This is a genomic window from Streptomyces sp. NPDC048496 (assembly GCF_043200055.1).
GTDB lineage: Bacteria > Actinomycetota > Actinomycetes > Streptomycetales > Streptomycetaceae > Streptomyces.
The window spans coordinates 1-22,660 of record NZ_JBICXB010000049.1; the positions used below are offsets into that span (position 1 = coordinate 1).

Consider the following 22,660-nt stretch of genomic DNA (forward strand, 5'->3'; position numbering starts at 1 on the left):
CCTCCTGGCCACCTGGACCGGCGCCTGCTCCATATGCGGCCAACCTGCCCCGACACCCGAACCCCACCACAGAACCTAACAAAGCCCTACTAGCGAAGGGAGCGGAAGCTGGTGCGGAGCTCTTCTGTGAAGAGGCGGGGCTGCTCCCAGGCCGCGAAGTGGCCTCCCTTGGGCAGTCTGTTGTAGTGGATGAGGTTGGGGTACGCCTTCTCTGTCCAGCTCTTCGGGGCCTGGTAGATCTCGTCGGGGAAAACGCTCACGGCGACCGGGAGGGAGACGCCCTTGACGCCGAAGAAGGATGCCTTGTTCTCCCAGTAGAGACGGGCCGAGGAAATCGGCGTGTTCGTCAGCCAGTAGAGGGTGGTGTTGTCGAGGACGTCGTCCCGCGACAGGCCTTCGGTGTGCCCGGCGAAGACCCGGGAGATCAGCTTCAAGCTGGGTGTGTCGTGGTCGATCAGGAAGGCTGCCAAACCGACGGGCGAATCCGTCAGTCCGGTCAGCGTCTGCGGGCGCGTCCCCATCATCTGGGCGTAGGCGACATGATGCCTGCAGAAGGATTCCAGTTGCTCGATCGCGCGCTTTTTGGCGGTGCTCGGCGGAGCCCGCTCCCTTGCGCAGATCGCCAGATACGCAGCCGACGCCGACACGCAGGTCCGCGCCGAACTCGGCCTCGACCGCGCCGCGCCCAACGCCTCCACGCTCGGCCGACTCCTGGCCCGCATCGACGGCGACGCTCTGGACGACGCGGTCGGTGCCTGGCTCGCCCGCCACGCCGCCGATCCCGTCGAGGAGGACGAAGCCCTGATCGGGCTCGCCGTGGACGGCAAGGCGGTGCGCGGCTCGCGCACCGACAACAAGACAGCGGTCCATCTGCTGGCCGCCGCCCTGCACGGTAGCCAGACCGTCATCGCCCAACGCCAGGTGACAGCCAAGAGCAACGAAATCCCGGCGATGGCCCCGCTGCTGGCCCGCTTCGACCTGCGCGGCGTGGTCGTCACCGCCGACGCGATGCACACCCAGCGCAAGACCGCCAAGAAGATCGTCACCGCGGGCGGGCACTACCTCCTGGTCGTCAAGGGCAACCAGAAGAAGCTGCGCCGGCAACTGCGCCGCCTGCCCTGGCAGCAGATGCCGCTGCTGGACCGCACCCGCACCGCCGGGCACGGACGGCGCGAGGTCCGGCGGCTGAAGGTGTGCACCGTCGAAGCCGGGCTACTGTTCCCGCACGCCGTCCAGGCCATCGAGATCAAGCGGCGCCGCGTCAGCACCAAGACCGGCAAGGTCCAGACGAAGACGGTCTACGCCGTCACCAGCCTCGCCCCCGGCCAGGCCGGCCCCGCCCGCCTGGCCGAACGTACAGGACCACTGGTCCGTGGAAGCCCTGCACCACGTGAGAGACGTGGCCTTCGCCGAGGACGCCTCCAAGGTCCGCACCGGCAACGCTCCCCGGGCCATGGCCACCCTGCGCAACCTCGCCATCGGCCTGATGCGTCAGGCCGGCTGGACCAACATCGCCGCCGCAGCCGACCACTACCGGTCACGCCCCGACCACGCCACCGCGCTACTCGATCTTGCAGCCTGAGAACGCATCAGCCCTGGGCCGGGATGCGGCGCGGAGCGGGGCGAAAACACGAAAGTTCCTTCTGGGCCGGGACGATGAACTTGTCGAGGGTTGTGAGCTGCTGTCGGTTTGTTGAGTCTCAGGGAGCTGCTCTCCGGAGCGACCGACATCGCCCAGCCGGCGCTGGCCCTCATCGCGTCCGTCGCCGCCGTGACCGGATGGCCATCGCCCTGCCGGGCCGTCCGAGGCAACCCGGCGGCCGAGGTGCCCGTCTACCCCATCGCATGACAGTGGTACGCAGCACATGGCGTGACGGATGGACTTGACCTGCCGGGAACGGCGTGCAACGACGCGCCGTCATGATCGCGGCCGCCCCCCTGGCACCCTGAGCGCCTGCTCCGTGCCGGCCCCGCGCAGTGCGGACGCCGCCCCGGCACGTTCCAGCCATTCGACGGCGTGCGTAGGCATCTGGCCTGCGCCTGAACGCGGCGACTCAACTGCAAGGCCGGCCGGAAAACGATCTTGCCAAGGGCGCGACGATCATGAATCATCCGCATGGTCATGTCATCTACATGATCATGACTTCCGCATGCGAGTTGAGGATTAACTATGAAGATCAAGAATGGCTTGAAGGTCGGCATAGCCGCCGGCGCCCTGGTCGTCGCGGCTGCCACCCCGGCACTGGCGACCATCACCTACCCGGCGGAGGGTGGCACCTGGGACCACGGAGCCGGAACGGCGATCGTGTGGTCGGACTACTACCACGGGAGCAAGTGCCACGGCTCGACCGCCGTCGGTAAGTACATCGACAGTGACGAGGCGGCCAAGGGCAGCTGGTCCTTCGCACAGGCCACCGTGGCCCTGTCGGGGAACAAGGCCTACTACAACACCATGTGCTGATGCGGGTGGGCCTGCCCGCCTGCTGACCATGAGGTGAGCGGGTCGTCCGCGGACGCAGACGCTACGTCTCGCGTGGACGGCCCGTTGCCTGTCTGCTCTGCCCTCCCGGAGCCGTGCTCCCCAATCTCGGGTCGTTCATGCTGCACCGAAGTATCAAGTTCGTCCACGCCGCGGTGCTGGTGTTCTCCGCCGTACTCGCCTTTCTGTTCATCCGAGACCTCGACGGGCGCTGGGCCATGGGGCATTCAGCTGTCGTATGGGTGACGGATTCGAACGGTGCGACCAGCGGTGCACACATCACCCGCGTGCTGACGGAGTTCGCCGATTCCCACCGGGCGACGATCGCCCGTGAGACCCCCGATCTCAAGGCTCCGTACAGTCGTCGACACCTCTATCTCACCGCCGGCGGGCCCCGCTCCGACTGGCTGCGCGATGGCTACCCCGCGTTCGACCGCGACTACGGCACCGATGTGCACCCCGTCGCCGAACTCGGCAATCGTGATGCCCGCGGCTACTACTACGTTTTCGGACCGGACCAAGCTGCCGACGAACTCGCCCAGGTCCTGGCGGGCCTCGGATTCGAGGCCGCGGTCTACCACCCCTACTCCATCGACCAGTTGACTCCGGTCTACAGTGGCAGCGCTCTTCTCCGTTCCTTCTTCATCGTCGCCCTGGCCGTCGTGACGATGACAGGTGCCGGCGTCATGCTCAGTGCTAAGACGTACGGGGTCCAACGGCTGCAGGGCAGAGGCTTCGGGCGGATACTCCTGCGGGACCTCCGTCAGCTGGCCATCTTCTGGATGGCCGCCCTCTTGGCCGTGACCGCCCTGGTCCTCCTGCTGTTGGCCTGGTACAACGGGCTGGCCTGGATCGGGACCTTCGCTCTCGTCGCCCTGGGGTTCGCCGCTGTGCTGGGCCTCGTCGCCCTGGCGGCCCACGCGATCGTCCTCCAGCTGACCTTCCGGACCGAGCTGCTGCGCGCCCTCAAGGGTGAATTGCCCACACGCACCGCTTCGGTGAGCACCTACCTCGTACGGATTCCTGCCCTGCTGCTCGCGGTGGGTATCACTGGTGACGTCGTGCTGGCAGGCCAGAACATCATGGCCCGTGAATCAAGCATCGAGACCTACCGCGAGATCGGGGACACGACGGCGCTCGCTCTCAACGGCAGTATCGCAAGCGAGAACGGCTTGAACGCGCTCACCGAGCAGGTGGGGGGCTGGCTGCGCCAGGCGGACAGAGACGGTCAGATTCTTGTCGTCGGACACCGGCATTTCCGGAATTCGAGCAACCGGGCCGCACTTCCCGACCGTGATCTTCTTCTGGTCAACGAGTCCTACCTCGCCGCGCAGCCGGTCCTCGACGCGGACGGCCGGCGTCTGCCCGGGACAACAGCCGACCGTTCCCGGATACGACTGCTGGTGCCCGAGGGTCTGAGCCGGTACACCGACCGGCTCGCCGCCATGGTCCCGGAGACGTTGAACCCGAGCGAACCGGGCAAGGTCCCCGGCAAGCGGGTATCGGCTCTCAGGATCGAGAACGGGCAACGTCTCTTCACCTACAATCCCCGAGGTCGGCTGCAGAGCAGGACCAACCCCGATGCGGACGAGTCCTTCGTACAAGATCCGGTTCTCATCGTCTTTCCCGACGGGTCCCCCTACATGAGCGACCGCGGGTACATGTCCTATGCCTCCCAGCAGAGTCTCGTCTTCAAGGACCCGGACGATGTCACGGCCGGAATCGCGAAGCACCATCTGGAGACCTACGTCACCGGCATGAGCCCGGTCGGCCAGAACGCCGCCCTCAACCTCCGGGATCTCGTCGCCGACTTCAGGCTTCAGCTCTTCAACCTGGCGGTGGCGATATCGGTCCTGCTTATTACTGGCGTCGGAGCGTGCATCGTCCACGCCCGGAAGAACACACAGAACATCTTTGCCCGGCACATCAGCGGCTGGCGATTCACCGTCACCCACCGCTCCCTCCTGGCCTTGGAGGGTGTCCTGGCCGTCCTTCTCGCTGTCTGGATGCCGTTCCAGATATGGCGGGAGAACCAGCAGAACATGGAGCGTGCGGCCATGGGAGCGGCGCGGCCCACTGCCCCCATCGAGATCACCGGCCTCGACCTCACCGCCAATGCCCTACTCGTCGCCGTCGAGGTCACGGCGGTTGTCGTGGCACTGGCGGTGTTCCACCGCCGGATCGTCAAGGAAGGAGCGGCAGAAGCATGACACCGTACCGTTCTCCCGGAGCCAGCGCATGATCGAGATCGAAAACCTCAGCAAGTCCTACGGCCCCCGCACTCTCTGGTCCGGCCTCGATTTCACCGTCCAGCGCGGTCAGTTGCTTGCGCTGGTCGGCCCGAGTGGCTCCGGCAAGTCGACCCTGCTCAATTGCTTCGGGCTTCTCGACAGCCCCAGTTCGGGAGCGGTCCGCCACGAGGGCAAGGACATCACGGGCTTCGGCCCGGGCGCCGCCCGGCGGTACCGGCGCGATGTCCTCGGCTATCTCTTCCAGAACTACGCCCTGATCGAGAACGCGACTGTCGCCGCCAACCTCGAAGTGGCCATGAAGCCGCGCAGGAGGCGGGGGAACTCCCCGACCGTCGCCGACGCCCTCGAACGTGTCGGGCTGGACGGCCGCCAGAAGGAACAGGTCCACAGACTCAGCGGCGGCGAGCAGCAGCGCGTTGCGCTGGCCCGCCTCATCGTCAAACAACCGGCCCTCGTGCTGGCCGACGAACCCACCGGCGCGCTCGACCACGACAACACCACCCTGGTGGTGGACATTCTCCGCACGATGAGTGATGACGGCTGCGCCGTGGTCATCGCCACGCACAACGACGCTGTCCGAGACCGCTGCGACACCGTACTGACTGTCGGAAGCACGACGGAACCGGAGCCCGTCAAGAAAAAGGAGCACGCATGAAGATCCGTCTCGCCTGGGCTGTCCCGCTCGGAATAGTCGTCCTTGCCGCCATCGCGGTCTTCGCCGTCTACGGCACACACGCATTCACCGTCGCCGGGCGGATCGCGGAGACGGTCTTCTGACGGCACAGGGCCCGGGTGCGCGTGTGGGGGCGAGGTGATCCAGGGCCCGCAGCCCTATGGCGGTGGGGCGGGCGGGCCGTGCGGCCCGCCCGCCCGTCCGATGAACCGTCAGGCGAGGGTGACCTCGACCGGGAGCTTCTTGATGCCGTTGACGAAGTTGGAGCGGACGCGTGGCACGTCACCCGCCAGGCGGATGTCGGCGAGGCGCGGGATGAGCTCCTCGAACATGATGCGGATCTCGGTGCGGGCGAGGAGGTTGCCCAGGCACAGGTGGGGGCTGCCCTTGCCAAAGGTGACGTGGTCGTTGTCGGCGCGGGTGACGTCGAAGTCGTAGGGGTTGCCGAAGACCTTCTCGTCGCGGTTGCCGGAGGCGTACCACATGACGACCTTGTCGCCCTCCTTGACCTGCTTGCCGCCGAGTTCGGCGTCGCGGGTCGCGGTGCGACGGAAGTGGTAGATGGGCGATGCCCAGCGCAGGAACTCCTCGACCGCGTTCGGGATCAGAGAGGGATCGGCCTGGAGCCTGGCCAGTTGCTCGGGGTGCTGGATCAGCGCGAGCATGGAATGCGAGATGGTGTGCCGGGTGGTCTCGTTGCCGGCCACCACCAGCAGCAGGAAGTAGTTGTCGAAGTCCTGCTCGGACAGCGGGATGCCGTCGCGTGGGGTCTCGTTGACGAGTTTGGAGACCAGGTCGGTGCCGGTGCCGCCGCGGCGCCGGCGGGCGAGTTCGCGGCCGTACTCGAAGACCTCGATGGAGGCGGGCGAGCGGAAGGGCAGGTCGCGGTACTTCTCGCTGTCCGCGCTGTGCAGGAGGACGTCGGCGTAGTCGGGGTCGGTGTTGCCGATGATCCGGTTACCCCAGTCGATGAGCCGCTGGTTGTCCTCCGGCGGTACGTCCAGGAGGCGGGCCAGGACGTTGATGGGGAAGTCCGCGGAGACGTCGGCGACGAAGTCGAAGGTGCCCTTGGTCAGGGCTGTGTCAAGGGTCGTGGCCGTCAGGCCGCGCAGGAAATCGGTGTACTGGTTGATGACACCCTGGCCGAACTGGCGCTGCAGGAGGCTGCGCATCGCGCGGTGGCGGACGCCGTCCAGTTCCAGGATCGAGGCGCGCTTCTTGATCTGGTCCTCGTCGACTTCCTCGAGGTTGACGAACTTCGTCGAGGTGAAGGTCTCGGCGTCGCGGTCGACCGTGGCGATGTCCTCGTGCCGGGTGACAGCCCAGAAACCGGAGTTGGGGGCCTCCTCGGGCTGCCAGTGCACCGGGTCCTCGTGGCGCAGGGTGTGGAACATGCGCCACGGGGTGACGCCGTCCAGGAAGTTGTCGTTGTCGGCGAGGTCGACCTCGTCGAGGGGCATGGGGTCGAAGGGGTTCGGCATGCGGTGCTCCTGTGGGCGGTGCGGATCGATCAGAGGTGGTAGGAGTACTCGGTGAACTCCCAGTCGGTGACATGGCGGTTGAAGCGGTCGAGCTCGTCACGCTTGTAGGCGAGGAAGGAGTCGGTGAAGTCCTTGCCGAGGATCTCGATGAGGGCCTCGTCGGCCTCCAGTGCGTCGAGCGCGGCGGGCAGGCTCATCGGCAGCATCTGGGACTTCCGCGGGTCGTAGCCGTAGCCCTCCAGCGGGGCCGGTGGCTCCTGGCCTTCCCGTACGCCGAGCAGTACGGCGGCGGAGAGGGCGGCGATCGCCAGATACGGGTTGGCACTGGCGTCGCCGAGCCGCACCTCCAGACGGGCGCCGGAACCGCGCTCGGGCGGGATGCGGACCATGGCGCTGCGGTTGTCCAGGCCCCAGTCGATCAGCCAGGGGGCGAGGGTGCCCGGTCCGAACCGTTTGTACGAGTTCACGGTCGGGTTCAGCAGCGCGGCCAGGGCCGGGGCGTGAGCCAGGATGCCGGCGATGGCGTGGCGCCCGGTGTCCGACAGCCCGAAGGCTCCGGACGGGTCGTCGAAGGCATTGCGGCCCTGGGCGTCCTCGCCCGAGAAGTGCAGATGGAAGCCCGAGCCGCCCGCGTCGTTGAAGGGCTTGGCCATGAAGGTCGCGAGCTTCCCCTCCTTACGGGCCAGTTCCTTGACGGCCGACTTGAAGAGGAAGGCGCGGTCGGCGGCGTCCATGGCCTCGGAGTGCGTCAGGTTGATCTCGAACTGCCCGGCGTCGAACTCGTGGTTCCCCGTGACGACACCGATTCCGAGATCACGCAACTGCCGCAGTGTGCGCAGCAGATGGTTGTCGGCGTCGGCACGCAGCCCGGCGGTGTAGACGACACCCGTGGTGGCCTGCGCGTAACGGCGCCAGCCACTCGGCGTTCCCGGGGCCCCGTCGAGCAGGAAGTACTCCAGCTCGGGGCCGACGACGGGGCGCAGTCCGGCCTCCGCGCATCGGGCCAGGACAGCGCGCAGCAGGTCGCGCGGTGACTCGGGGCTGGGCGCGCCGGTGGCGGGGTCGATGGTGTCGCCGAGGCACCAGGCGACGCCGGGCTCCCACGGGAGGACGTGGACCGCGTCCAGGTCGGGTCGTACGGCGATGTCCGGCAGCCCGGCATCCAGTCCGCCCGGCACGGCGACGACGTCGCCCTGAGGACTGGTGTGGTACACGGCACGGCAGAAGGCGAGTCCGTGTTCGCAGGCCGAGGGCAGGTGGTCCAGGAGGACGTCGCGGGCACGGTCGGTGCCGATGAGGTCGGGGTAGGTCACCCGGACCACGTCGATGCCGTCGGCGGCGAGCCGATCCATGTGCCGGCGGACTTCTGGGGTGTCTTGAGCGCTCACCGATGCCTCCTCGGCGGATGTGAACGGGCGAGATGGCCGACGGCCCGATGTCCTGCCAGTCCGGTGACGGCCTGGCGGGGGCGCTGGGCCGGGGACCAGAAGCGGGGGCGGCGCCCGAGCTTGTCGTTTGGCGGCAAACGGTATGGACCGTTGCCACCTTCCCGCAAGGGCCTGGACCAAAGAATTTATCCATCCGGATAGGTGTTGACCAGGGTCCGACTCCTTCCTATCTTGTTTGAAGCCAAACGAGTAGGGGGTTCTTCGGACCCCTTTGGCCGAGGGCCCGGCCGCGGGCCGGGCCCTCCTCCCCCGCCATCCGCGCCCCGATGCCCGTCACATCCAGGAGGACCGGCCATGAAGGTCGTCGTCGACATGAACAAATGCCAGGACCACGGCCAGTGCGTCTTCGCGGCCCCCGACGTCTTCCAGCTCGACGACAACGGGCGCCTGGCCTACGTCTGCGACCCGGACGACGCGCTGCGCGACGAGGTCGAGGAAGCCGCGGACGTCTGTCCGCTGCAGGCCATCCGGATCGAGGACTGACATGACCACGGAACGCATCGTCGTGGCCGGCGCCTCCATGGCCGGCCTGCGCGCGGCCGAGCAGCTGCGCGCAGCCGGCTGGACCGGAACGATCACGGTCATCGGGGACGAGCCGCACATGCCGTACAACCGGCCCCCTCTCTCCAAGGAGGTGCTCGCCGGCAAGGCACCCTTCGAGTCCCTCGCCTTCACTCCGCGGGCGAGCACCGCCGACGTGGAGTGGCGGCTCGGCACCTCCGTCACCGCCACCCGCCTCGCCGAGCGCGTCGTCGTCCTGGACGACGGCACGGAACTGGCCTTCGACGGCCTGGTCGTGGCCACCGGCATGCGACCCCGACGGCTGCGCTGCGACGGCCCCTCGGGACCTGACAGCGGCCGCCATACGGTACGCACGCTCGCCGACGCCCAGGGGCTGCGGGACGAGCTGACCCGGCCCGGCGTACGCGTGGTCGTGGTCGGCGCCGGTTTCATCGGCTGCGAGGTCGCCGCGACCGCCGTCGGCCTCGGTGTCACCGAGGTGACCGTCGTCGACCCCGAACCGCTGCCGATGCTGCGCCCGCTGGGCGAACTACTGGCGCGCGCGCTGCACAAACGGCACGAGAAGCGCGGGGTGCGCTTCGCACTCGGCACCGGCGTCTTTGGCTTCGAGGGCGAGGGCCGGGTCACCGGAGTCGTCCTGAGCGACGGGACGGTCCTCGCGGCCGACGTCGTCGTGGAGTCCGTCGGCTCGGTCGCCAACACCGAGTGGCTCGACGGCAACGGCCTGGACCTGAGCGACGGTGTGCTGACGGACGAGCAGCTGCGCGTCGGCGGTCTCCCGTACGTCGTCGCGGTCGGCGATGTCGCCCGCTTCCCCAACGCCCGCTACGACGACGTCCCCCGCCGCGTCGAGCACTGGTCGATCCCCACCGACACCGCCAAGCACGCCGCGAAGAGCCTCGTCGCCCATCTCACCGGGGCCGACGCCGAGGCGGGCCCCTTCGCGCCGCTTCCCACCTTCTGGAGCGACCAGCACGAGTTCAGGCTGCAGTCCTTCGGCGCCCCGCTGCTCGGCATCGGCGATGTCCGGGTGCTCGACGGCGACCCGGACGGCGATGTCCTGGTCGGCTACCACGCCGACGGCCGCCTGGTCGGCGTCGTCGCCCTCGGCGGCCATGCCGCCACCACCGGCGCCGCTCGCTTCCGCGCCCAGCTGCTCAAGCAGCCTGCCCTCACCTCGTAAGGAACATCTGTCATGGCCAGTGTCCGTGGTTACTTCCATCCCAAGACGGCGACCGGCGACTCGTCGCTGATCCCCTCGCCGCCCTGGCGCTACTCCGGCGACCTGCTCACCGTCGAGTACCGCACCGATCCCGCCCGCGTGCGCGAACTGCTCCCAGAACCCCTGGAGTTGGCGGAGGATGACCCGGGTGCCGTCGCGCTGATCTGGGCCGACTGGCAGTCCTGCTCGACCAGCGGGCAGGAGCTGCTCGACCCGGTACTCTCCCAGTACAAGGAGGCCTTCGCGGTCGTCCGCTGCTCCTACAAGGGACGGACATACTCCCGCTGCGTGTACATCTGGGTCGACAAGGACTTCGCGATAGCCCGCGGACTGCACCAGGGCTACCCGAAGAAGCTCGGCTCCATCCACCAGACGCGCCCGCACCCCTACGGGCCTGCCCCGCGGATCGAGGCGGGCGCCCGCTTCGGCGCCACGCTCGCCGCGGCCGACCGGCGGCTCGCCCAGGCCGTGGTCACCCTGCGGGAGCCGTCCGGGACCAACGGCTTCGTCAACGGCCATCCGATGGCCCACCACCGCTGGCTGCCCTCCATCGAGAAGGGCAAGGGGCTCGCGCTCGACGAGCTGATCGAGACCGGCGCGGCATCATTCGAGGCCGGGCAGCCCTGGACCGGCGACGCCGATCTCGAACTGTTCGAGGCCCCCACCGAGGAGCTGGCCCGCCTGGAGATCCGGGAACCGATCGCCGCGTACTACCGCCAGGTCGGTGTCGTCTGGGACGGCGGCACCCTGCTGGAGTCCGGCACCTCGGAAGCCGAGTAACCCCTCTATGCCCCAGACCACTTGGAGACCGGACATGACCGAACACACCCTCACCGTGGCCGGGGTCGCCGTCGACACCCGGCACTGGATCGGCGGCGAGCGCATCGCCTCCTCCGAGACCTTCACCGATGTCTCACCCATCGACGGCAGCACCCTCGGCGAGATCTCCCGGGGCACCGCGATGGAGGCCGCAGCCGCTGTCGCCGCCGCGAAGGCCGCCTTCCCCGGCTGGGCCGCCACCGCGCGCGCCGAGCGGGCCCGCATCCTGCACGCCATCGCCGACGGTGTCGACAAGCGCATCGAGGACCTGGCGATCGTCGAGACCCACGACAACGCGGCTCTGCTGCGCTCGCACCGCCGCGGCGTGATGCCGCGCGTGGCGCACAACTTCCGCTTCTTCGCCGACTGGCTGCTGAAGCTGGAGCACGAGGAATTCGAGACACGCGGCCACACCAACCACGTCAGCTGGGACCCGGCCGGCCCCTGCGTGCTGATCACCCCGTGGAACGCCCCACTGATGCTGGCCACCTGGAAGATCGCCCCCGCGCTCGCCGCCGGGAACACCGTGATCCTCAAGCCCGCCGAGTGGACCCCGCTCACGGCATCGCTCCTCGCGGACATCGCCGCCGAGGCGGGCCTGCCGGCCGGTGTGCTCAACGTCGTGCAGGGCTACGGCGCCGAGGCGGGCAGCGCGCTCGTCTCCCATCCCGATGTACGCCGGATCAGCTTCACCGGTTCCGTACCGACCGCGAAGGCCATCGGCGCCGCTTCCGCCGCTAACCTCGTGCCCACCAGCTTCGAACTCGGCGGCAAGTCACCCCTGTTGGTGTTCGCCGACGCCGACCTCGACCTCGCGGTCGACCTCGCCGTGGAGCAGTACGACAACGCCGGACAGGTCTGCCTGGCCGCGACCCGCATCCTCGTCGAGGAGTCGATCGCCGACGAGTTCACGAAGCGGTTCGCGCAGAAGGCCGCCACCCTCAAGCAGGGCGACCCACGCGACGAGGCCACCGACCTCGGCCCCAACATCCACCCCCGCCAGCTGGAGAAGATCGACGGCTTCGTGCAGCGGGCGCTGGCGGCCGGCGCACGCGCGGTCATCGGCGGTGCACCCCACACAGACCTCGGCGGCCTCTACTACCGACCGACCCTGCTCACCCAGGTCGCCCAGGACAGCGAGGTCGTCCAGGAGGAGGTCTTCGGCCCGGTCCTGACCCTCCAGACCTTCGCAACCGAACAGGAGGCGGTCGCGCTGGCCAACGACACCCGCTTCGGTCTCGCCGCGACCCTTGCCACCGGCGATCACGAGCGCGCCGAGCGCGTCACCGCGCAGCTCGTCGCGGGCACGGTCTGGGTCAACTGCTTCTTCGTACGAGATCTGCAGGCGCCGTTCGGCGGCTCCCGCCAGTCCGGAGTCGGCCGCGAGGGCGGCACCTGGAGCTTCGACTTCTACTGCGACCTCAAGAACACCGTCACCGCCCCCAAGGGATGGCAGAACCATGGGTGAGATCGTCGGGGCGGGCCTGCTCGCCCATGTCCCCACCATCGTGCTGCCGGAGGCCGACCGGCTCGCCCTCAACGAGGGCAAGGAGATCACCCTCGTCACCGGCCTGCACCAGCTGCGCCGCGACGTCTTCGAGCGCGACACCTACGACACGGTCGTCGTCCTCGACTCGCACTGGGCCACCACGGTCGAGTTCGTCGTCACCGCCCAGCAGCGCCGCGCCGGGCTCTTCACCTCCGAGGAACTGCCGCGCGGCATGTGCCGGATGCCGTACGACTTCCCCGGCGACCCCGAACTCGCCCGGAACATCGAGAAGTTCGCCGACAAGCACGGCACCTGGATCACCGCGATCGACGACGACTACCTGCCGATCTACTACGCCACCATCAACCTCTGGAAGTTCCTCGGCGAAGGCCTTCCCGACAAGAAGTGGGTGACCATCGGGGTCTGCCAGACCGGCGACATGGAAGACCACCTGCGGCTGGGCCGGGCACTGGCCGACGGCATCGCGGCCACGCCCGGCCGCCGGGTCCTCCTCATCGCCTCCGGCGCGCTCTCTCATACCTTCTGGCCGCTGCGCGAACTGCGCGACCACGAGACGAGCGACCCCGCCCACGTCTTCACTGCCGAGGCCCGCGAGGCCGACCGCGAGCGCATCGCCTGGTTCGAGGAGGGCCGCCATGACAAGGTCCTCGACACCATGAACGAGTTCTGGAAGTACAAGCCCGAGGCGAAGTTCTTCCACTACCTGATGATGGCCGGCGCGCTCGGTGAGGGCGCGTGCACGGCCAAGGGCCGCCGGTACGGCGAGTACGAGAACTCCATCGGCACCGGCCAGGTCCACCTCTGGTTCGATCGCCCCGCCGACGGCTGGACCGGTACCGGCCTGCCCGTATCCCCCTCCCCGCGCACCCCGCACAGCCGCTCCTAGAAAGGCCCGCCATGCCCGAGTACCGCCGCATCCTCCTCGACGGAGCCGCCGTCGAGACTCTCCGTGACGGAGACGAACTCGTCGCCGGCGACGGCCGCCGCGTCAAGATCGACGACGCCCAGCACCTGCCGCCGGTCGTGCCGTCGAAGGTTGTCGCCGTCCACCTCAACCACCGAAGCCGCGTCGACGAGTTCCGGATCGACCTCACCCCGACCCCGACCTACTTCCACAAGCCGACCTCCGCCCTCAACTCCCACAAGGGCGCCGTCGTGCGCCCCGAGGGCTGCAAATGGCTCAACTACGAGGGCGAGGTCGCCATCGTCATCGGCAGGACGGCGCGCAACATCTCCCCGGCCGAGGCGGGCGACTACATCGCGGGCTACACCGTCGCCAACGACTACGGCCTGCACGACTTCCGCGACACCGACGCCGGCTCCATGCTCCGCGTCAAGGGCTCCGACACCCTCTGCCCCCTCGGACCGGGTCTCGTCACCGACTGGGATTTCCACGGCAAGTACCTGCGCACCTACGTCAACGGTGAGGTCGTCCAGGACGGCTCGACCGACGAGATGGAGTGGGACATGCACTACCTCGTCGCCGACATCGCCCGCACCATCACCCTCCACCCCGGCGACGTCCTGCTGTCCGGCACCCCGGCCAACTCCCGCCCCGTACAGCCTGGCGACGTCGTCGAGGTCGAAGTCGAGGGCCTCGGCCGGCTCACCAACCACATCGTCCCCGGACCCACCCCCATCCGCACCGACGTCGGTGCCCAGCCCACCGAGTCCGAGGAAGTGCTGTCCACCGCGCTCGGCGGCGACTGGGAGTTCCGCGGCGTCCGCCCGCCCAAGCGCTGACAGCGCCGCACGACCGCGCCGCACCGGGCCTGACGCGGGAGGTCGCACGGTGCGGCGCGCCCGTACGGACAGCTCTTCACCGCGCGCCCGGGGCCTTGCCGGCGCGTGCACCCCCATCCACAACCGGCAGGTAGGGTCCCCGACATGACCAAATCCGCCGAGACCAGCAAAGACGAGGGCGAAGGCAGGCGAGCCAAGCCCCGCAAGCGGGTGAACTACGGAGCGGGCCGCGAAGCCCTGCTCGGCGCCGCCGTGCGGGTGGTGGCCCGCGGTGGTCTGCGCAAACTCACTTACCGCGCGGTCGCGGAGGAGGCCGGGGTCACCCACGGCCTGGTCGTCCACCACTTCGGCTCGCGTGACACCCTCATCGAGGAGGCGCTGACCCACGCCGTGCACACCAGCCTGAGCACCAGCGCGCTGGAGCCCGGCACCGGCAAGGTGACGGACTTCTCGACCGGGCTGTCGGAGATGGTCACCGCTGATCCGGACATCCAGGTGTTCCAGTACGAGCTGCTCCTCGAATCCCGCCGCAGGCCCGAGCTGCTGCCACCGCTGCGTGCGCTGTACGACGAGTACTTCGAGGCCACCCAGCGCGAGCTCACCCGCATACTGCCGGGCGATGCGAACCCGGCGCTGATGCGGTTGGTCTTCGCTGCTCTGGACGGCCTCGTCCTGCACCAGCTCGTGTTCGACGAGCCGAGGGTCACCGACGCCGCCGTGGAGGAGCTGAGGGTTCTCCTGCGGCTGCTCGACACCGACGGGGGCGCCGAGGGGGCCCTCTGACCCCCACCGGCACCTCGCGAGGCCCTGGACGCTCGGCGTCCGGGGCCTCGTTCGATTCCGCACCGGAGCCGTCGCCGTACGCGAGGAGGCGTGCACCGTACGTGAGGAGCGGTGCGTTTCAGGGGCTCGCTCGCCTCGCCTGGCCTTGTCTCGCCGATGCCGCTTCGATTTCGGCGCCGTGAGGAGCCGACAGTGCGGCGGGAATCCTCTTCAACCCCTTGCCAAACGGATAGTTCACGCCCAGGATGAGGCAACTCGTTTGGCCTGAAACAAACCACCCCCTCCTCATTCCCCGGCAGGTGATCCGAGTGGACAGTCAAACGGTCGCAAGGCAACAGACCGTGCAGGACGCGCCCACCGCAGGCAAGCTCAAGCCCAACGCCCTCGGCGTCCTGGGCATCCTCTTCTTCGTCCTCTCCGCGCAGGCCCCGCTGACCGGCATCGCCGGAGCCTCCCCCATCTCCGTCGGCCTCGGCAACGGAGCGGGCGTACCTGCCGCGTACGTCGTCGCCGGTCTGATGATCCTGCTGTTCTCGGTCGGCTTCGTCGCCATGGGCCGCCATGTCGTGGACACGGGCGCCTTCTACACGTACATCGGCAAGGGCCTGGGCCGGACCACCGGATCCGGCAGCGCGGGCGTGGCCCTGTTCGCCTACTGCACCATCCAGGCCGCCATGTACGGGCTGTACGGGGAGCTGGTGAGCGGTCTGGTCTCGCACTACGCGGCCCTGGACACGCCGTGGTGGGTCTGGGCGTTGGCCACGATGGTGGTCGTCCAGGCGCTCGGCGCCGCCGGCATCGAGATGGGCGCCAAGGTCCTCGCGGTCTTCGTCCTGGCGGAGTTCAGCATCCTGCTCGTCTTCGCGCTGGTCACCCTGTTCAAGGGCGGCGGGCCCGAAGGGCTCGGCTTCACCCAGAGCTTCTCGCCGGCAGCTGCCCTGCAGGGGGCTCCCGGAGTGGCAATGATGTTCGCCGTGGCATCGATGTTCGGCTTCGAGGCCACCGCGATCTACGGCGAGGAGGCGCGCGAACCGCGCAAGACCGTCCCCCGGGCCACCTACCTGTCGGTCGCCGTCGTCACCGGCTTCTTCGCCTTCACCTCCTGGATGCTCATCTCCTCCTACGGTGCTTCGCACGCCACCGCAGCCGCCGGAAAGGCACTGGAGAGCGGCGACGCCACGGCGTTCGTCTTCAATCCCGTCGCCGACCAGTTCGGCGGATGGGCTTACGACGTACTGCCGATCCTGCTCGCGACCTCGCTCTTCGCGGGCATCCTCGCCTTCCACAACTCGGCCAACCGCTACCTGTTCTCGCTCAGCCGTGAGGGGCTACTGCCCCGCAAGCTGTGTGCGCTCAACCAGCGCCGTTCCCCCTGGGCAGCCGGCAGCGTGCAGACCGCGATCGCGCTGGTGCTGGTCGCCCCGTTCGCGCTGCTGGGCAAGGACCCCGTGCTGACGCTCTTCTCCTGGTTCAGCGGAGTGGCCGTCCTCGGGATGATGCTCCTGTATTTCCTGACCTCGGTTTCGGTGATCGTCTTCTTCCGGCGCGAGCGCCTCGACACCCGCCCCTGGAACACCCTGATCGCCCCGGCCCTCGGCGCGCTCGGCCTCGCGGGCGCCATCTGGCTGATCCTCGCCAACTTCACGACGCTCATCGGCGGTGACCCCGGCACGGCCGCCTGGCTCGCGCTCAGCGTCCCGGCGGTCCTGGTCCTGGGCGCCGTGGCGGCACGGATGGTGCGCGGCAAGGCGGCTGTGACCGCCTGATCCGCCCTCCCCCTGCGGCGCGCTCCCGGCGAACGGCCCCGGGCGCGCGCCGCGGGGGCGCCACCCCCGAACGGCCGACATCATCTCCCACCGCACCGGAAGGCTCTGACCGACGAGGTCACCGCGCTGGTGCTGCCCGGTCCCGCAGGACGCGCATCTGCACGCCCACATCAGTCGGCGGCGTGGGCCACCTGGTCCAGGAAGCCGTCGACGAGGCGGCGGGCATTGGCGCGAGCGACGGATTCCATGACGCGGCTGCGTACGAGCAGTTCGTCCGGGTCGACTCCGTGCCGTACGCACTGCTCCGCGCCGCCGAGGTCGACCCACCCTCGCACCATCGCCGTGGTGACCTCAGGGTGGAACTGCACGCCCAGCGCCCGCCCCGCCCGGAAAGCCTGCGTGCACACGGTGTTGCGGGCCAGCGCCACGGCACCGGGCGGCAGGACACAGCGGTCGTAGTGCCACTGGAACCACGGCCCCGGCGGCACCAGGTCGGGAACCTCGGTCTCGACCTCCGTCCATCCGATCTCGGGCCGCGGGGAGGCTTCCACCGAGCCACCGAGGGCGGTGGCGAGCGCCTGGGCGCCGAAGCAGACGCCGAGGACCGGGATGCCGAGGTGGTGGGCCTTGCGCAGCAGCGCGAGCTCGCCGCCGATCCAGCTGCCGATGGCCAAGTCGTCGTAGACCGACCAGGGGGCACCGAGGGACACGACCAGGTCCCAGCCATCGGCGTCGGGGAAGTCGAACTCCACATTCGGCGCGTGGTGGCGGGACTCGGGCACGACCGTCACCGTGGTGAGTTCGTATCCGTGCTCGACGAGGCGGTCCCCGACCCGCCCGGGCTCCGTCACGTGGTCGTGCTTGATGACGAGTGCTCGCACGATGGTCGCTCCCTTCCGCTGTCCCTGGACCCGCCGGATCACCCAGACCGGTCAATCGTATGGATCCAAATGATACGTGGAACTCGCCTCCCGGGAACCCTTGTGAGGGGCCGCTCGCCATCATATCGTTTGAGCCCAAATGTATTGGATCTGACCTGGAGGCCACCCATGCTGGATGTCACCCATGAGGAGTGGCTGCGCCGAGCCGAGGAGCTGGACCTGTCCGGGGTCCACCACATCGACGGCGCCGACGAACCCGGTGGCGGTGGGAGCTACGCCGTTGTCTCTCCACGCAACGGCCAGGTGCTGACCCAGGTCGCCGACGGAGGCCACTCGGAGGTGGACGCGGCCGTCGCCGCCGCCCGCCGGGCCTTCGACTCCGGCCCCTGGCCACGCCTGGCGCCCGCCGACCGCGGCCGGGCGCTGCTGCGGATCGCCGATCTGCTGGAGGAGCAGCGTGACCAGCTCGCGCTCGCCATCAGTCTGGAGATGGGCAAGCCCATCACGGACGCGTATGCCATCGAGCTGCGCGCCGCGATCAATACCTTCCGCTGGTACGGACAACTGGCCGACAAGGTGACCGACGAGTCCCCCCACACCGCCCCGGACGCGCTCGCGCTCGTCACCCGGGAGCCGGCGGGCGTCGTCGGCGCGGTGGTGCCGTGGAACTTCCCCCTGACGCTCGCCTCCTGGAAGGTCGCGCCCGCACTCGCGGCCGGCTGCACCGTCGTACTGAAGCCCTCCGAGAACTCCCCGCTGTCCGCCCTGCTGTTGGGCCGCCTCGCAACCGAGGCCGGGCTGCCGCCGGGCGTCCTGAACGTCGTCACCGGCGACGGCCCCACCGCCGGGCGGGCGGTAGGCCTGCACCCCGACGTGGACGTCCTGGCCTTCACAGGGTCGACCGCCGTGGGACGGCACTTCCTGCGCTACGCCGCCGACTCCAATCTCAAGCGCGTCTGGCTGGAGTTGGGCGGCAAGTCGCCCAACATCATCCTCCCGGACGCCCCCGACCTGGAGAAGGCCGCGGCCACCGCCGCCTGGGGCATCTTCTTCAACCAGGGCGAGATGTGCACGGCACCCTCGCGACTGCTCGTCCACTCCTCCGTCGCCGAGCGCGTCACCGAGGCCATCGTGGAGCGCGCACGGAAACTGCGAGTCGGTGACCCCCTCGACCCCGCCACCGAGATGGGCGCGCTGGTCGGCGAGGGACACCTGGAGCGCGTACAAGAACACATCGGGACCGGCCTCCACGAGGGCGCCCGGCTGCGGACCGGCGGTGACCGCACACTGACCGAGTCCGGGGGCAGCTTCCTGCGGCCCACCGTCTTCGACCGGGTGGACCCCGGCATGCGGCTGGCCCGGGAGGAGATCTTCGGCCCGGTGCTGTCCGTCCTCACCTTCGAGGACCTCGACGAGGCCGTCGCGCTCGCCAACGCCACCGAGTACGGTCTCGCGGCCGGGCTGTGGACGTCCGACCTGTCCACCGCACACCGGGTCTCCCGCGCCCTGAAGGCCGGGACGGTCTGGGTCAACTGCTACGAGGAGGGCGACCTGACCGTGCCCTTCGGCGGGATGAAGCAGTCCGGCAACGGCCGCGACAAGTCCGCGCACGCCCTGGAGAAGTACACCGAACTCAAGACCACCTGGATCCAGCTGTGAGACCGCTCATCGCCATTCCGGCCCGTTTCTCCGCGTCCACCTCCGCCCTGCGCTACGCCGCCGAGGTCAACGCCCGGGCGCTCGTCGACGCGGTGTGGCGGGCGGGCGGCGAACCCGCGACCATCCACCCGCACGCGCCCGGCGGCACCGCCGACCCCGCCGAGGTGGCCGCCCGGCTCACCCGGTTCGACGGCGTCCTGCTCCCCGGCGGCGGCGACCTCGCCCCGCACCGCTACAGCGATGGCGACGCCCACGACAGCGTCTACGACGTGGACGACGAACAGGACGGCTTCGACCTGGAAGTCGCCCGCCAAGCCCTGGACGCGGGCCTGCCGACGCTCGCGGTCTGCCGAGGCCTGCAGGTCGTCAACGTCGCCCTGGGCGGCACCCTGGAGCAGGACATGGGCGGCCCGCAGCGCGAGCACCGCCACGTCGTGCACCCGGTGGCGATCCAGCGCGGCTCGCTCCTGGGGCAGGCCACCGGGGCCGAGAAGGTAGAGGCCTCTTGCTACCACCACCAGCGGGTGGACCGTACCGGTGTCGGCCTCACGGTCGCCGCCCGCGCCGTCGACGGGACCGTGGAAGCCCTCGAACTCCCGGGCCTGCACGGCTGGTTCGCCGCCGTGCAGTGGCACCCCGAGGACACCGCCCACGAGGACCCGGCCCAGCAAGGGCTCTTCGACGCCCTCGTCCGCGCCGCCCGCGGCCGCCGCTGACATCACCATGGCTCTCTTCGGCCGCCGCGGACCACAGGGACCCCGGCTCGCTCCGGAACCCGACGACATCGCGCACCGCCGAGGCGGTCCCGCGGCCCCGGCTTCAGCCCGGGTTCACGAGCCTTGGTTCACGCCTTGGGGCGGCGTCCGCTGCGGCGCGGCGCGGGTTCGGCGCCGTTCAGCAGGGCGAGGCGACGCTCCTCGCCCTGCTCCTCCACTTGGAGCACGACCCGGCGCAGCCCCTCCGCGACACTGCGGCACTCCTCGTCGCTGAGCTGCCCGGTGACAAACGCCTCCTCCTCGTTGAACTGGGGAAACACGCGTTGCATGAGCTCCTCGCCCTCGTCCGTGAGGCTGAGCAGCACCAGCCTCCCGTCGGTGGGATGACCGGACCGCCGCACCAGCCCCCGCGCCTCCAGAGTGCGCGAAACCCCGGTGAGGGTCCCCTTGGAGATGCCCGCTTCCTCCGCCACGTGCCGTGTCTCGGACTCGCCCCAGATCCACACCACCCACAGCACGACGAACGCCGTCCAGGTCAGCTCGGACCCGCGCAGCACCGAGTTCTCCAGGTGCTGCCGGACCGCGGAGGCCGCGCGGTAGATATTGGCCACCACGGCCATCTGCTCGTGCCGGACCGGAATGCCGCCCAGCTTCGCGCCTGCCAGCTTCTCGGCTTCGGTGATGGATCGTTGGCCGGGCACGTGCACACTCCTTCGACGCCATTGCGGCGCGTTGAATCGACGATATCGTTCGGGATCAAATTGTACGTAATTCCCGGCGACAGGGCATTTGCTGATGAGGTGCCTCGAAACCAGTGGTGGACTCCCCTGCTTCGGCCGCACTACGGGAACCCGCTGCTTCATCACAGTTCGCCCTCCGCCGTGCGGCAGGCGTCGACCCGGTCCTGAGCGGCCGCCCCCGGCCGGGCAGGTGGCACGGACCGCCCGGGACGCCGGGTACCGTGGAACCTGCCGATCTCGTGGACCTCCTTGCGGGCTGCGTGACCCCGTAGGAACAGATGAGGAACCGATGACGACGAACCGCGGACGCAAAGACGTCATCCGTGACCGGATGGCCGCCACCGGCGAGTCGTACAACGTCGCCGCCCGCAATCTGAAGGCGATGAAGGACATGGGCGCCACCCGTGACGCCGTCCTCACGCAGCGCTGGCGCCCGGCGGACTCGCTCGACGTTCCGTGCCCCTGCGGCGGGACCTGCGAGCCCGGCGAGACGTGCGACCACTGCCATGCCCGGCACCGGCACGTGGCGCGGTACCCCGGCAGCGTCACGGACGTGGAGACCTGGGCGGACCGGTACGACTGCATGGGGTGCTCGTCCGCGTACACGCTGACCGTCGTCCTGCTCGGCCGCCCCTGGGGTGTCGCCGAGACGGTGGTCCAGGGCGGGGCGGCCGAGCCGGTGATCAGGGCGCGGGTGTTTCCCGGCGTCGCCCACCCGATGCTGCGCCCCGAGAGCCCCGAGGACGACTGACCGGCTGCGGACGAGGGCTGACCCGCGCCGGCCCGGCGGGGGTCAGCCCTCGTCCGGTGCCAGGCGCAGCGAGATCGAGTTGATGCGGTACCGCTGGTCGGTCGGCGTCGGGGAGCCCTCGCCCTCGAAGACATAGCCCGGGTGCGAGCCGCAGCGGGCGCAGCGCAGCTGCCGTGTTCGGCCTGCTCGACGAGTCCCCGAATCGCCGCCACGAATGTGGTGACCGGAAGTGCCTTGCTACGGCAACCAGCGTACGGATACAGCTGAAGCAGCAGCGTCCAGCGCCTTGGTCGTTGACCTTTTCAGGCCACGATGACGGTGCTGTCGGCTCGGTCGAGGGCGGTGCGCAGTTCGGTCGGGCATGGTTTGTCGGTGATGAGGGTGTCGAAGCCGTTCAGCCCGCATACGCGGTGGGCGGCTGTGCGGCCGAACTTGCTCGAGTCGGCGAGTACGTAACGGTGGGAGGCGTTGGCGAGCATGGCTCGCTTGGTGGCGACTTCGTCGAGGTGGAAGTCGGTGAGCCCGTAGGGGGCGATGCCGCCGGATCCCAGGAAGACGGCGTCCGCGCGCAGGTTGCTGAAGAATTCCACCGCTTGGGCGTTGGAGCAGGCGAGGTCGCCGGCTCGGATCCGGCCGCCGCTGACCAGGACCTCGACTCGGGGGCGTGTGCTGACTTCCGCGGCCACGAGGAGTGAGGGGGTGGCGATGACCCCGGCGTGGTCGGCGGGCAGCGCGCGGGCGACTTCCAAAGCGGTGGTTCCGACGTCGATGACAACGGTCTGGTTAAGCTGGATGAGTGCTGCTGCCGCGCGGCCGATGGTTTCCTTCTCCGAGGCGAGGGCGCCGCTGCGTTCGCTGAAGGGTGCCTCTTCTCCGACCGGCGCCTGAGGGTTGGTGGCGCCGCCGTGAACCCGGGAGAGCCGGCCACGCCGCTCGAGCAGGGCGAGGTCCCTGCGGACCGTTTCGTGGGAGACACCCAGCAGTGTCGTCAGATCGTCGGTGGTGACGAACGTGAGCCGGGCGATTTCGGCGGCGATTCTGCGATGGCGCTCGGCGGCGAGCACGACCTGTCTCCTTTGGAAGGGTGACCGTTTTTGTGGATCTGTGACTGCATTCTACGGCCCAGGCAGCCTCGATCAGGTCGTCACGCCTCCTCCTGCTGGGCTTCCCCTTCCTTCCTGATGCTGCCTGCGGGGCCTGGGTGAGTACACCCGG

22 protein-coding genes and 1 pseudogene are annotated in these 22,660 nt (G+C 69.3%); 16 read left to right on the plus strand and 7 right to left on the minus strand.

The features are described 5' to 3' along the window. Window positions 1-89: 89 nt before the first annotated feature. A complete protein-coding gene (locus ACGFSA_RS29350; protein ID WP_393309071.1) occupies window positions 90-524 on the minus strand; it encodes a hypothetical protein in 435 nt (144 codons plus the stop codon). Between the two features lie 64 nt (window positions 525-588). Here ACGFSA_RS29350 and ACGFSA_RS29355 point away from each other — a divergent pair, with 64 nt between their 5' ends. The 5 genes from ACGFSA_RS29355 to ACGFSA_RS29375 all read left to right on the plus strand — a co-directional run bounded on the left by ACGFSA_RS29355 (window position 589) and on the right by ACGFSA_RS29375 (window position 5,508). Beyond that, on the plus strand, window positions 589-1,887 hold the full coding sequence (locus tag ACGFSA_RS29355) for an ISAs1 family transposase (RefSeq protein ID WP_393309072.1): 1,299 nt from the start codon (window positions 589-591) through the stop codon (window positions 1,885-1,887). A 283-nt stretch (window positions 1,888-2,170) separates the two neighbouring features. Further along, entirely contained in the window at window positions 2,171-2,461 is a 291-nt protein-coding gene (locus ACGFSA_RS29360; RefSeq protein ID WP_393309073.1) for a lactococcin 972 family bacteriocin, read from the plus strand. Between the two features lie 137 nt (window positions 2,462-2,598). After that, complete coding sequence (locus ACGFSA_RS29365; RefSeq protein WP_393309074.1) at window positions 2,599-4,689, plus strand: bacteriocin-associated integral membrane family protein; 2,091 nt, start codon at window positions 2,599-2,601, stop codon at window positions 4,687-4,689. A gap of 28 nt (window positions 4,690-4,717) precedes the next feature. Continuing rightward, the gene (locus ACGFSA_RS29370) at window positions 4,718-5,386 is read left to right on the plus strand and encodes an ABC transporter ATP-binding protein (protein ID WP_393309075.1); all 669 of its coding nucleotides are present in this window, start codon (window positions 4,718-4,720) and stop codon (window positions 5,384-5,386) included. Beyond that, window positions 5,383-5,508: a hypothetical protein gene (locus ACGFSA_RS29375; RefSeq protein ID WP_393309076.1), complete on the plus strand. Its 126-nt coding sequence runs from the start codon at window positions 5,383-5,385 to the stop codon at window positions 5,506-5,508. Before ACGFSA_RS29370 ends, ACGFSA_RS29375 begins: the two co-directional genes overlap by 4 nt. A gap of 108 nt (window positions 5,509-5,616) precedes the next feature. Here ACGFSA_RS29375 and ACGFSA_RS29380 read toward each other — a convergent pair whose 3' ends face one another. Next, complete coding sequence (locus tag ACGFSA_RS29380; RefSeq protein ID WP_393309077.1) at window positions 5,617-6,885, minus strand: cytochrome P450; 1,269 nt, start codon at window positions 6,883-6,885, stop codon at window positions 5,617-5,619. Between the two features lie 29 nt (window positions 6,886-6,914). Next, window positions 6,915-8,273, minus strand: coding sequence for a glutamine synthetase family protein (locus ACGFSA_RS29385; RefSeq protein ID WP_393309078.1), 1,359 nt, complete (start codon window positions 8,271-8,273; stop codon window positions 6,915-6,917). 354 nt (window positions 8,274-8,627) lie between these two features. Here ACGFSA_RS29385 and ACGFSA_RS29390 point away from each other — a divergent pair, with 354 nt between their 5' ends. From ACGFSA_RS29390 to ACGFSA_RS29425, 8 genes are all read left to right on the plus strand, one after another. Beyond that, window positions 8,628-8,816: a ferredoxin gene (locus ACGFSA_RS29390; RefSeq protein ID WP_393309079.1), complete on the plus strand. Its 189-nt coding sequence runs from the start codon at window positions 8,628-8,630 to the stop codon at window positions 8,814-8,816. A gap of 1 nt (window position 8,817) precedes the next feature. Further along, window positions 8,818-10,038 (plus strand): NAD(P)/FAD-dependent oxidoreductase, encoded by a 1,221-nt coding sequence (locus tag ACGFSA_RS29395; RefSeq protein WP_393309080.1) that lies wholly within the window; start codon window positions 8,818-8,820, stop codon window positions 10,036-10,038. 12 nt (window positions 10,039-10,050) lie between these two features. Then, complete coding sequence (locus ACGFSA_RS29400; protein ID WP_393309081.1) at window positions 10,051-10,857, plus strand: acetoacetate decarboxylase family protein; 807 nt, start codon at window positions 10,051-10,053, stop codon at window positions 10,855-10,857. Between the two features lie 34 nt (window positions 10,858-10,891). Then, on the plus strand, window positions 10,892-12,364 hold the full coding sequence (locus ACGFSA_RS29405) for an aldehyde dehydrogenase (RefSeq protein ID WP_393309082.1): 1,473 nt from the start codon (window positions 10,892-10,894) through the stop codon (window positions 12,362-12,364). Further along, complete coding sequence (locus ACGFSA_RS29410) at window positions 12,357-13,292, plus strand: 3,4-dihydroxyphenylacetate 2,3-dioxygenase (RefSeq protein ID WP_393309083.1); 936 nt, start codon at window positions 12,357-12,359, stop codon at window positions 13,290-13,292. Before ACGFSA_RS29405 ends, ACGFSA_RS29410 begins: the two co-directional genes overlap by 8 nt. Before the next feature lie 11 nt (window positions 13,293-13,303). Next, complete coding sequence (locus ACGFSA_RS29415; RefSeq protein ID WP_393309084.1) at window positions 13,304-14,149, plus strand: fumarylacetoacetate hydrolase family protein; 846 nt, start codon at window positions 13,304-13,306, stop codon at window positions 14,147-14,149. A gap of 144 nt (window positions 14,150-14,293) precedes the next feature. Then, window positions 14,294-14,932 carry a TetR/AcrR family transcriptional regulator gene (locus ACGFSA_RS29420; RefSeq protein ID WP_393309085.1) on the plus strand — a complete coding sequence of 213 codons (639 nt, stop codon included), beginning with the start codon at window positions 14,294-14,296 and terminating at the stop codon, window positions 14,930-14,932. Window positions 14,933-15,240: 308 nt separating this feature from the next. After that, window positions 15,241-16,698, plus strand: coding sequence for an APC family permease (locus ACGFSA_RS29425; protein WP_393309086.1), 1,458 nt, complete (start codon window positions 15,241-15,243; stop codon window positions 16,696-16,698). Window positions 16,699-16,868: 170 nt separating this feature from the next. On the opposite strand, the gene ACGFSA_RS29430 is transcribed toward ACGFSA_RS29425, so the two are convergent. Further along, on the minus strand, window positions 16,869-17,579 hold the full coding sequence (locus ACGFSA_RS29430) for a type 1 glutamine amidotransferase (protein ID WP_393309087.1): 711 nt from the start codon (window positions 17,577-17,579) through the stop codon (window positions 16,869-16,871). Window positions 17,580-17,747: 168 nt separating this feature from the next. Between ACGFSA_RS29430 and ACGFSA_RS29435 the strand changes: the two genes are divergently transcribed. Together ACGFSA_RS29435 and ACGFSA_RS29440 are read left to right on the plus strand one after the other, a co-directional pair. Beyond that, on the plus strand, window positions 17,748-19,238 hold the full coding sequence (locus ACGFSA_RS29435) for an aldehyde dehydrogenase (protein WP_393309088.1): 1,491 nt from the start codon (window positions 17,748-17,750) through the stop codon (window positions 19,236-19,238). Then, the gene (locus ACGFSA_RS29440; protein ID WP_393309109.1) at window positions 19,223-19,954 is read left to right on the plus strand and encodes a gamma-glutamyl-gamma-aminobutyrate hydrolase family protein; all 732 of its coding nucleotides are present in this window, start codon (window positions 19,223-19,225) and stop codon (window positions 19,952-19,954) included. The genes ACGFSA_RS29435 and ACGFSA_RS29440 overlap by 16 nt, the downstream gene beginning before the upstream one ends. A 128-nt stretch (window positions 19,955-20,082) precedes the next feature. Here the strand turns inward: ACGFSA_RS29440 and ACGFSA_RS29445 are convergent, their stop codons facing one another. Beyond that, window positions 20,083-20,655: a MarR family winged helix-turn-helix transcriptional regulator gene (locus ACGFSA_RS29445; protein ID WP_393309089.1), complete on the minus strand. Its 573-nt coding sequence runs from the start codon at window positions 20,653-20,655 to the stop codon at window positions 20,083-20,085. Between the two features lie 328 nt (window positions 20,656-20,983). Here ACGFSA_RS29445 and ACGFSA_RS29450 point away from each other — a divergent pair, with 328 nt between their 5' ends. Then, a complete protein-coding gene (locus ACGFSA_RS29450) occupies window positions 20,984-21,445 on the plus strand; it encodes a hypothetical protein (RefSeq protein WP_393309090.1) in 462 nt (153 codons plus the stop codon). A 42-nt stretch (window positions 21,446-21,487) separates the two neighbouring features. Here ACGFSA_RS29450 and ACGFSA_RS29455 read toward each other — a convergent pair. Together ACGFSA_RS29455 and ACGFSA_RS29460 are read right to left on the minus strand one after the other, a co-directional pair. Further along, a pseudogene (locus ACGFSA_RS29455) lies at window positions 21,488-21,616 on the minus strand (peptide-methionine (R)-S-oxide reductase); the annotation flags it as partial. Window positions 21,617-21,747: 131 nt separating this feature from the next. After that, entirely contained in the window at window positions 21,748-22,509 is a 762-nt protein-coding gene (locus ACGFSA_RS29460) for a DeoR/GlpR family DNA-binding transcription regulator (RefSeq protein ID WP_393309091.1), read from the minus strand. Between the last annotated feature and the right edge of the window lie 151 nt (window positions 22,510-22,660).